The sequence below is a fragment of the Protofrankia sp. CiP1_Cm_nod3 genome (genome assembly GCF_982290655.1).
In genome coordinates this window covers 4,505-12,614 of sequence record NZ_CEVIVD010000005.1, presented here as the reverse complement: position 1 = coordinate 12,614, position 8,110 = coordinate 4,505, and the positions used below count along the sequence as shown (strand labels likewise).

Annotated in this window: 4 protein-coding genes; 1 reads left to right on the top strand and 3 read right to left on the bottom strand. The window is 70.9% G+C overall.

What is annotated here, in order from left to right; genetic code table 11:
* Positions 1 to 72: 72 nt before the first annotated feature.
* Positions 73 to 1,722, bottom strand: a complete 1,650-nt coding sequence (locus tag AC5LUJ_RS02435; protein ID WP_493464386.1) for an MFS transporter — start codon at positions 1,720 to 1,722, stop codon at positions 73 to 75.
* A 478-nt stretch (positions 1,723 to 2,200) separates the two neighbouring features.
* Between AC5LUJ_RS02435 and AC5LUJ_RS02430 the strand changes: the two genes are divergently transcribed.
* The gene (locus AC5LUJ_RS02430; RefSeq protein WP_250285408.1) at positions 2,201 to 3,280 is read left to right on the top strand and encodes a right-handed parallel beta-helix repeat-containing protein; all 1,080 of its coding nucleotides are present in this window, start codon (positions 2,201 to 2,203) and stop codon (positions 3,278 to 3,280) included.
* Positions 3,281 to 3,492: 212 nt separating this feature from the next.
* On the opposite strand, the gene AC5LUJ_RS02425 is transcribed toward AC5LUJ_RS02430, so the two are convergent.
* Positions 3,493 to 5,898, bottom strand: coding sequence for a UvrD-helicase domain-containing protein (locus AC5LUJ_RS02425; RefSeq protein WP_493464385.1), 2,406 nt, complete (start codon positions 5,896 to 5,898; stop codon positions 3,493 to 3,495).
* Positions 5,895 to 8,110 (bottom strand): Zn-binding domain-containing protein (locus AC5LUJ_RS02420; protein ID WP_493464384.1); only part of this gene is annotated, 2,216 nt, incomplete at its 5' end. The genes AC5LUJ_RS02420 and AC5LUJ_RS02425, both read right to left, overlap by 4 nt.

The window sequence follows — 8,110 nt, the reverse complement described above, 5'->3', positions numbered from 1 at the left end:
CCGCGCTTGCCGGGCGCGGTGGGCGCGGCGGGCCGGGGCGGACCGGGCGGACGTCCACGGGCCCGGGCCGGGTCAGCCATCGGTGCCCGTCTCCTTTCCGCTGTCCTGCGTCACAGGCGTCCCCGTCGGGCCGGGCCCACCCACCGGGCCGGGCGCGCCCACCGGGGCGAGCACCCGGGCCCGGGCGAGAACGGCCACCGCCACGAGGCACCCGGCGGCTCCGGCCCCGCCCGCCAGCCACAGTGCCGAGCTGGCACCGTACAGCGTCCACAGCGCACCGAACCCGGCGGATGCCGCCAGTTGCCCGAGCGCCACCCAGGTCTGCAGGAGCGCGATCCCGGTGGTCCGCGACCCGGCCGGCAGCAGCGCGCTCGCCGCCGCGGGCAGGACGCCGTCGGTCGCCGCGTAGAAGGCCCCGAGCAGCGCCAGGCAGCCGAGCAGGACGGCGGCACCCGGCCGCGGCACGAGGAGCAGCAGGTAGACGGCGACCAGCAGCACGTAGCCGATGATCAGCATCCGGGTGCGGCCGGTCCGGTCGGCGATCCGGCCCAGGGGGACGGCCAGGGCGAGGTAGACGCACGACGTCCCCGCCGCGAGCAGGGGGAAGTAGTAGGCCGCGAGATCCACCTCCTGCTGGAGACGGAGGTAGACGAAACCGTCACCGATCGTGCACAGGGACAGAGCCCCAGCGACGATGGTGAGCGCACGGTAACGCCTGTCGGCCAACAGACCGATGGCGGCCCGCATGGTGCGCACGGGACGGCCGGACGGCTCACCCCCGCCCGGCGCGTCCAGAGAGTCCGGCGTGCCGGGCGGGACCGGCGGGCCCGATATGGCCGGCGCGGCCGGCGGATCCGGTACGCCTGGTATGCCCGATACGGCCGGCGCGGCCGGCAGGCTCGATGCGGCCGTGGATACCGCCACGGCCTCGACCGGCCCGGCACCGGACACAGGAAGATCGTTCGCGTCGCCGTTGACGGGCACGGTGCCCGCCGTGCCCGGGGGGTGCCGCTCGACCAGGAGGACGATCACGGCGACACCCATCAGAGCCACGCACGCGCTCACGACGAAGACCAGGTCGTACGAGTCCGGCGAGGCGGCCAGCAGGGCGAAGGCGACGAACGGCCCGAGCATCGCGCCGACCGTGTCCATCGCCCGGTGGATGCCGAAGACGAACCCGAGGTCGCTCTCCCGGGAGGTCAGGGACAGCAGGGCGTCCCGTGGGGCCGTCCGCAGCCCCTTGCCTATCCGGTCGCCGGCCAGCGATCCGGAGACCATCGCGGGGGAGGCTGCTCCCAGCACCAGCACGCCCTTCGCGAGCGCGGACATGGCGTAACCGGCCGCGGCGATGTCACGGTGGCGCATCCAGCGGTCGGACAGCAGACCGCTGACCGGCCGTACGAACACACTCACGCCCTGGTAGAGACCATTGACCAGGCCGTACTGGAACGGGGTGAAACCGAGCGTGCCCACCAGGTACAACGGCAGGACGGCGGTGACCATCTCGGTCGACAGGTCGGTGAGCAGGCTGGTGAGCCCGAGCAGCAGCACCGTGGGGCCGACGGCCTGGCGCAGCCGCCGGGTGGCCCGGCCTCGTCCGCCCCGCCCGGCGGGCGTGGGGAGCGTCCCGTCCACGTGGGCGGCGGGTGGTGTGGCCGGAACGGCCCCGGCCGCGCCCGGCCGCGAGGATTCCGGCGGACGGTCACGCAAAGTCGTGTACATGGCCTCCCCCCTGCCACGGACAGGCTAGGCCACGCAATATCGATCTTTGACACCGCACTGCGCGTCATGACCGCACCGAGCTCCGCTGGAGGGACGCCCGCGGCACGGGCCGCGACGCCGGCCGCGGGCGCCGGCCCCTGGCCGGCCCCGGCCGGGGCACGACGCCAGCTTCGTCCGTCCACCAGCCCGTTGGGTTTGCCCGGCATGTCACACCCAGTATCTGGAGTTATACGTAACTACCAACGGTTATAAATTGTTCACAAATGGTTGCAATTTCACAAAATTGCACGCCAATAAGAACGACCACAGGCAACAAAACAACTCTTGAAACACAATTACGATCAATTGAGCCAACGCGCCAACAGCACTCTGTGAAATATGACGGTGACTCTCGGTGGATGCCCATGAGGAGCGCTACTGTCATTATCAACATCGGGGGGATCAAAGCCGTATTCACGGCTGAAGGAGGAAATTCACAGTGGGCTCACAACGTTGGCTGGGCGGGCGGCTCGTGCCCCTGCTCGCCGGAGCGGCTGTGGCGATCACCGGCGGGCTTGCCGGCTGCAAACCAGCGGTAGACCCGGGGCCGACATCAACACCGACACCACCGGCCGCCATCGCTCTCGCCGCGACACCCACCACGACTGCGTCCTCACAGCCGACAGCGGCACCACCGGCGACGCCCACGGCCACCGCGGCGGCCGGCGTGCCGAAGACGCCGACGGCGGCCCAGCCCGGCGCCCCGGCCCCGGCGCCCGCCCCGGCCAGCAGCTTCCCGAACGCCGGCAACACCGGGGTACCCGCCGGTGTGACACTGACCGACTACACCGGCCCGCGAGAGATCACCAAGGCCAACACCGTCATCCAGAACGCCCGGATCAAGGGCGGCGGCCGCCTCACCATCTCCGCGCCCGGAGTCGTGATCAGAAACAGTGTCATCTCGACCGACGACACCTTCGGTGTCAGCGTGAACAGCGACCAGGTCGCCAACGCCTCGGTCACGGTCGAGGACTCGGAGTTCATCGGCAGCTACGACCCGCAACCGGCCGACGAGATGGCCATCCGGGGCAGGAACTGGACGGTACGCCGGGTGGAGATCCGCGGCTTCCGTGACGGCGGCGGCATCGACGGCGGCAACGTCGTCGAGGACTCCTACCTCCACGACTTCGTCGTCAGCTCGGCCTGTGAGCACATCGACGGCCTGCAGGGGCTCGGGAACACCGACAACATCACGATCAGGCACAACACGATCGACATCGCCCTGGACCACTGCATAGCGGGTGTGGTCCAGCTCGGCACCGAGTACGGCAGCAACCACAACGTCACCGTCGACAACAACTGGCTGGCCGGCGGCTCGTGGATCTTCTACTCCAGCCTGCTCCCCGGCGGTTCCAGCGACGAGATCAAGTTCATCAACAACCATCTCAGCAAGAAGTACTTCCCCAACTACGGGGTCTACGGCGTGGCCCACGACTGGAACCCCGGCGTGGCCGGCGTCCAGTGGTCCGGCAACGTGGACGCCGACACCGGAAAGGTCATTCCGGCACCCGTCACCTGAGAGCACGGGCGACCGCCGACGCCTGCGGACGACTCCACCATGAGACTTCCGTGATGTTGTCGTGGCATCACCGTGACATGACATCGCTGTGACAACGGTGGCCCGGGCTCACCTCCCGGGCCACCGTTTTTCGCCCTCAGCACTTTCCCCAGCACCTCGCCCGCCAGCCCCTTACCCGCGGGCCGTTGAGGCATCCATACCGTTTCCGGCTGTCAGGAGTGCGTGACGGCAAGGAAAGGGCTCGGGGTGCCGTGCCAGAAGATGGCCAGGTCGTCGCGGGCTCGGGTGGCGGCGACGAAGAGCAGGGAGCGGTCGCGCATCCGTTCTCGCAGGTAGCGCTTGGGGTCGCTGTCCTGGTAGCTCTCGATGGCGCTGCGCGGTACCAGCCCGGCGCACACCCCGCCAATGATCATCCGTCGGTATTCGAGCCCCTTGAAGCGGTGCATCGTGCCCACGTGCACACCGTCGTGACGCTTCGGCCCCTCCGGGCCGATCTCGACAGCGATGATCCCGTCCTCGGTGAGGCGTTGGATGACCTCGCCGGCCATCTGCCTGGTCGGTACGCACACCGCGATCGAACCGTCCGATGGCAGACCACCCGTCGCCGAACTGTCGGCCGGCGGGCCGTCGGGCGCCGCCAGCCACGTCCGTACCTGACGGCTGATCAGCTGCTGCTCCTCGGCCCAGGTGCCCACGCCGCGCAGCGCCGGCCGGCCACCCCGCAGCAGCGAGCGGTATCCGGCAAGGTTCTCCTCGCCGCCGTCCAGATCGTCGTATGTCTCCCCGCTGAGCAGCTCCAACGCCGTTCCCAGGATCTGCCGGGTGGTGCGGTAGCTGAGGGTCAGCCTGGCCGAACGCCCGCGGATATTGATCCCGAGGCTGCCCAGGGTGACATAGTTGTCGTAGATGCGCTGATGGGTGTCGCCAGCGAGGAACATGTCGTCCGGCATGGGCGGGACCATGGCACGCAGCATCTTCCAGTGCGCGGCGCCGAGGTCCTGCGCCTCGTCGACGATGACGTGCCGGTAGCGGTAACGCAGGGTGGAGCCGGAGCTGTGCTGCCCGCGCAGCGCCCGCTGGATCTGGGCCTGGCGGTCCATTTCCAGGCGCGCGGCGCGGCCGGCCAGCTGGCGCCAGGTCCATATGCCGTCGTCCTCGAGCCGTTTTTCGAACCGTTCGGTGAGCCGCCAGATGACGTCCCGGTCCTGTCGGGTGAGCGCGCGGCCGCGGCCCGGCCGGCGTGCCTTGAAATAGTCGGTCCGTGAGTTGAGGACCTGCCCGAGGACGACCTGGGACCATTCGGCGGCCAGGAACTGCGGGTCCCAGCGTGTCTCGCCCAGTTCGAGGAGCATGGCCTGCCACCGCTCGGCGGCGACGGTGTCGTCGACGATCCGGCGGCGGCTGTCGAGCCCGGCCTCGGCGACGATCCGGCCGGCCAGCTTGTCGATGTTGACGATGTCCACCCGGGCGAGCAGCTCCGGGCCGGCCAGTGCCAGCAGCCTGGTGCGCAGGTCGGCGGCGAGGTTGCGGTTGAAGGTCGTCAGCAGGATCGGTTTGTCGTCGCCGGGTGGCAGGTGTTCGGCCAGGTAGCGGGCTCGGTGCAGGGCGACGATGGTCTTGCCGGTCCCGGGGCCGCCGCCGACCCGGGCCGGCCCGTTGTACCGGCGTTCGACCAGTTTGCGCTGGGTGGGGTGCAGGAAGACCTGCCAGCGGGCGAACGACTCGGCGAGGATCGCCCGCAGGGCCTCGTCATTGCTGGTGACCTGGGTTGACGGGCGCTGCACCGCCGCGGCGAAGTCGTCGGGGTTGACCGGCTCGTCGGCGCGGACGGGGTCGGTCACCTCCTCGAGCACCTGCTCGTAGGTCTTGCCGTCGTACAGGGCCAGCAGGACGTCGGCGGTGAGCTGCGGGGCGATATCGGCGAGGGCGAGCAGCTCGTCCTCGGTGACGATCCGCCGGATGAGCGGGATCAGCGGCTCGGAAACACCGAGGTCGAGGAGGATCTCGTCGCTGATGCCGGCGAACAGCGGGCGCGGCCCGCCCTTTTCCGCGGCATCGGCGTCCCCTGCCTCCCCGGCTTTCTCGCCGCCGGCTTTCTCGCCGCCGGCCTTTTCGCCGCCGGCCTTTTCGCCGCCGGAGACGACGGTGTGGCCCGTGGCCCCCCGCGGGCCGTCGTCACCGGGTTTCGCCTCGGTGCCGCCGTCGGGACGACGCTCGTGCGGACGGTGCCCGTCCGGGTCGGGTGGCAGCAGACGGCCGACAATGCTGTCACCGACCGGTGACAGGTCGACGACCTCGATACCGCCGGTGACCCGGTTGATCTGGTACTGGTACCGGTCGAGGCTGTCGTACACGTCCTTGCGGTCGCGGACCGAGACAAGCAGATAGTCCTGACCGCCGACGTGGAGCAGCAGCGCCCGGAAATCGTTCCCGACTCGGGCCGACCACAGCCGTGGATCGCCACTGAGCCGTTTGAAACGCAGTTTCGGGTTCCACGGGTTACGCCGGAAAAGGTCCTGGAACTCGTAGACCGCGCCCTTGCCGGTACGCGACAGCGCCAGGATCTCCTTGTCCGCACGCTCCAGGATCCGCAGCGTCACCCCGCCCTGGCCGCTCACCGGTCTGTGTCCTCTCGTGATCCGTCGACCGATCCACCGGATACGGCCGATCCAGCAGGTACGACGATCTTCTGGACGAGTTCGTCGACGGCCCACCGGGTGGCTGTCCGGGCGTCCCAACCGGCGGCCGTGTACGCTGCGTCCCGATCGGCGATCTCGGCGTCACCAGCTGTGGAGCCATCAGCCGTGGAGCCGTCGGCACCGCCGGGACCGGTGGCGTCACCGGGCTCGGCGGCCACGGGGCCGAGGAGCACCGCCACCCGGGCCGCGGGCCATGCGACCTCGGCCTGCCACGCCTGGTCACCGATCTCGTAACCGATCTCGGGCGGCGGCGCACCGGCGGCCAGCACGCCGCGTACCAGCTGTTCCAGGCCGGGCTCGTCCGGGTCGAGCAGGTCCAGCACCTCCTGCCAGCGTGGGTCCGCCGGCCGCGCGCCGGTCGCCGGCGGCCTGGCCGGCAGGAGTGACACTCGGCCGAGCAGTGACGCCCGGCCGAGCCAGGACGACGTCTCGTCGTCCAGCGGGAGAGCCCGCGCCACGGACAGCAGGCCGCCGCCTTCGGCGACCGCCAGCAGCCCGGGGTCAAAGGTGCCCAGTGCGGAGAGCGCGAGCTGGACGCCGTCCCCGCGGCCGGCGTCGAGGAACTGCACCAGGTTGGTCCAGTACAGCCAGGCGGCCCAGCGGATCCGGTGGTCCTCCTCGTCGGCGGCGATGGTCGCGGGCCGGTCGTCGACCGCCACCAGGGCCGACCAGGCCCGGTCCGTGCTGCCGGCCCGCTCGTCGACGATCAGTACGAGCGGGCAGCCGCCGGTGTCGGCGACCCGCAGCAGAATGATCGGGTCGAGCCCACGCGAGGGGAGATCGTCGCCGCGCAGCGCCGCGGTGACCCGGTCGGCGACGTGCCGGGAGCCCGACGAGGTGGCCACCGCGCCCGGCTGTCTGAGCAGCCCGGCTAGCCCGCCCTCGGCCCGGGCCCGCCACAGCCGCGGGTCGGGATCCCGCAGGAACGCCAGCAGCGTTTCGACCGGGTTCACCCAGACCGTGTCGTTGAGCTCTCCACCGTCGCGCCCGGTGCGCTGCTGGTAGTAGTCGCGGGCGGCCCGCCGCCCGAGGCCGTGGTACGGCGACCACACCCGCGGCCGGCCGCCGCCGGCTCCGCCCACACCATCGGCCCCATCGGCCCCATCGGCCCCATCGGCCCCGTTGGTCCCGTTGCGCCAGGCCTCCACGTCGTCCCAGGTGAGCTGGAAGACGTGCACGCCGTGGGCGCGCAGCCGGGTGCGTTTGTCGGCGTCGTCGGCGAGCCGGTTGTGTTCGCTGGACGCGTGGTAGCGGTAGCCGTCGAGGTAGACGGCCACCTCGGCGGGGGCGGCGTCCAGACGGACGAAGTGGATGTCCGGCCGGGTGCCGCGGATGGTGTTCTGCAGCTTCATCCGCCAGTGGACGACCTGGCCGTCGGGGGTCTCCATCCGCAGGTCGGCGATGCGGGCGCCGTCCTGGTCGGCTGCCCGGGTGATGCTGGCACGGCTGTCCGGGCGCTGGCCCCAGTCGAGCAGGGCCCGCAGGAAGCGCAGTTCCAGTTCGCTTTCGACCTGGTCGAACAGGGAGATCTCGCTCGTGCGTACCGACGGCCCGACCGTCCAGGGCTCCAGCAGCTCCCCCAGCATGCTCAGCGCCTCGGCCCGGATCATCAGGGGGAACTCCCTGTCCCGGGCGTAGCGCAGCAGGCAGCGGTGGCAGGCCGGTTTACCTTCGGTGACGCAGCGGCAGTCCGCGATCACATCCCGGGCGGCCTGGAGCACGTCGCGGAAGCTGTCCGGGTCGCTGATCCGGTGCAGGTAGCCGGTGCCGCCGGGCTGGACGTCGTGGACGACCAGGAACCGGCGGGTGTGCCCGGTCTCCTGGTCGGGCATGACCGCCTTCACGATCCGCAGATGGTCGGGGTCACCGCCGTATCGGGCGGCGATGCCCAGGCGCAGGGCCGCGGCGAAGGAGACGATCCGCTCCTCGACGGCGGCGGTGACCGCCGGCACCAGGATGCGCAGGGCCTCGGTGCGCAGCTCGTGGGCGAGGATCAGCGGGACGTGCTCGGCGGCGTGCGGGGCGCGCCGATAGCGGCACCACAGCCGGTGGTGTTCGGCCGCTTTGTCACCGGGGCGGCCCGGCCCGCTGGCCGAGGTGGACGGCGCGATCGCGGCGAGGCCCGTCGTCG